The following is a 2,259-nucleotide window of genomic DNA, read 5'->3' on the forward strand; positions in this document are numbered from 1 at the left end:
CTGATGACCGGCACGTTCGTAGGGATAGAGACTACTTCGAGTTTGTAAATTTGAGAAAATTCCGTTGCTTCCGTCTGTGCCGTACCCGTCATACCGGCGAGCTTTTCGTAAAGACGGAAGTAGTTTTGAAAGGTAATGTCGGCAAGAGTTTGGCTTTCCTCTTGGATCTGCACGCCCTCTTTAGCTTCAAGAGCTTGGTGCAAGCCTTCGCTGAATCTACGCCCTTCGCTAAGACGACCCGTAAATTCATCCACGATTATGACCTGCCCGTCGCGCACGACGTAATGCACATCCTTTTCAAATAGATAATTTGCCTTAAGTGCTTGATCAAGGTAGTGGCTAAGCACTGCATTTTCAAGGCTATAGAGGTTATCGACGCCAAAAAGCTTCTCGGCTTTTGAAATTCCTGCCTCCGTAATCAAAACGGCGCGGTTCTTCTCATCTACGGTAAAATCGCCCGTCGCCTTGCCTTTCGGATCGGCTGGCGCCTCGCCGCGGATCATTTGGCGAGCTACTTCGTTTGCCTTGATGTAGCCATCTAGAGTGCGATTCGTAGGACCTGAGATGATGAGCGGCGTCCTGGCTTCGTCGATTAAAATACTATCAACTTCATCGACGATTACGAAATGATGCCCACGCTGCACCTTTTCATCCGCGCTAAATTTCATATTATCGCGCAGGTAGTCAAAGCCGAACTCGTTGTTTGTGCCATAAGTGATGTCGCACGCGTATGCAGCCTTGCGCTTAGCGTCGTCGTATTCGCCGCCTACGATCACACCGGTGCTAAGCCCTAAAAATTCATATAGCTCGCCCATCTGCGCGGCATCGCGCTTAGCTAGATAGTCGTTTACGGTCACGACATGCACGCCCTTGCCCTCCATCGCATTTAGCACTACCGCCAAAGTCGCTACGAGGGTCTTTCCTTCGCCCGTTTTCATCTCGGCAATCGCGCCGTCGTTTAGCACCAAACCGCCTATCAGCTGAACGTCGAAGTGACGCATATTTAGCACTCTTTTGCCCGCCTCTCGCACGATAGCAAACACTTCGTTAAGCACGTCATCCGTGCTCTTTTCGCCCGCGCGAACTTGCGCTCTTAACGCTTCAAATTCCGCCTTAAGCGCCGCATCGTCCATCGCCGCGTAGTTTTCTTCAAGCGCACTGATCTGTGCTGCGCGCTTGGCGTATTGCTTGACGATCCTATCGTTTTTAGTGCCGAAAATCCCGTGGATGACCTTTTTAAACATCTCAAACCTTAGTTTTAAAATTTTAACCGCGCATATTAACATATTTTTAGTTTCTATTTAATTAAATCCTAGAAAAACGGCTATAATACGCGCAAATTTTCAAAAATAAAGGCAAAATTTATGAAAAAAACTCTTATTTCTTTAGCGGCGAGCTGCGTTTTTGCGTTTGCGGGCGGGATAGAATTCGATACGCTGAGCGCAAATTTTTCGCAAACCGTACAGAGCGATGACGCGAAAATCAGCTACGGCGGCGATTTTAGCGCCACAAAAGAGAACGCCGTGTGGCATTACAAGACCCCTACGATAAAAAATATATTTTTTAGCTTCACGAAGGTCGTCGTAATCGAGCCCGAACTCGAGCAAGCTATCATCACAAATATCAAAGAAACGCCGAATTTAACGGCGATCTTAGCGAACGCAAAACCCAATAAAAAGGGCGTTTATGAGGCGAGCTTCGACGACGTGAAATATCTAATCGAGCTAAAAGGTGATCTGCCGAGTAAGATCAGCTACACCGACAAAATGGATAATAAAGTAGTCATAAATCTAAGCAACGTCCGCAAAAACGCGCCGGTGAATGAGGCGATCTTCAAGCCCGCAATCCCCAAAAACTACGACATCATCACGCAGTAGGCGCGCGTGAGGCTACTTTTCGTATGTCACGGCAACATCTGTCGCTCGCCGATGGCGCAGTCCGTGATGCAAAATTTGATTGATCAAAGCGGCCTAAGTGCGCGCGTGAGCGTGGATTCTGCGGCGACGCACGCCGACGAAATCGGCTCGTCGCCCTACTACGAGACGCAGCGCTTGCTAAAAGAGCAAAAGGTGCCGCTCGTAGCGCACCGCGCCGTGCAGGTCACGCCCGCTGACTACGAGCGCTACGATCTAATTCTTTGCATGGATGATGAAAATATGCGCTCGCTGGGGCGAATTTTTCGCGGCAAAGATATGGCTAAGGTAAAATTTCTTTTGGAATTTGAAGAGGGAAATTTTGCAGACTGCGATACGCTAAATT

At 48.6% G+C, this 2,259-nt stretch carries 3 protein-coding genes; 2 read left to right on the forward strand and 1 reads right to left on the reverse strand.

The window, feature by feature from the left end:
• On the reverse strand, window positions 1–1,244 hold a 1,244-nt coding region (locus tag Q0256_RS03705), incomplete at its 3' end, for a DEAD/DEAH box helicase (RefSeq protein ID WP_297960151.1).
• Between the two features lie 120 nt (window positions 1,245–1,364).
• On the opposite strand from Q0256_RS03705, the gene lolA reads away from it, so the two are divergent.
• Both lolA and Q0256_RS03715 read left to right on the forward strand, forming a co-directional pair.
• On the forward strand, window positions 1,365–1,877 hold the full coding sequence (gene lolA / locus Q0256_RS03710; RefSeq protein ID WP_297960153.1) for a LolA-like outer membrane lipoprotein chaperone: 513 nt from the start codon (window positions 1,365–1,367) through the stop codon (window positions 1,875–1,877).
• 6 nt (window positions 1,878–1,883) lie between these two features.
• Window positions 1,884–2,259: low molecular weight protein-tyrosine-phosphatase (locus tag Q0256_RS03715; protein ID WP_297960155.1), on the forward strand; the 376-nt coding region annotated here is incomplete at its 3' end.

This window comes from uncultured Campylobacter sp., from assembly GCF_937949835.1.
Taxonomy (GTDB): Bacteria; Campylobacterota; Campylobacteria; order Campylobacterales; family Campylobacteraceae; genus Campylobacter_B.

Bases quoted from the DNA above. Each gene is read 5' to 3' on its own strand.
- lolA (WP_297960153.1), top strand. From the start codon at position 1,365: ATGAAAAAAACTCTTATTTCTTTAGCGGCGAGCTGCGTTTTTGCGTTT.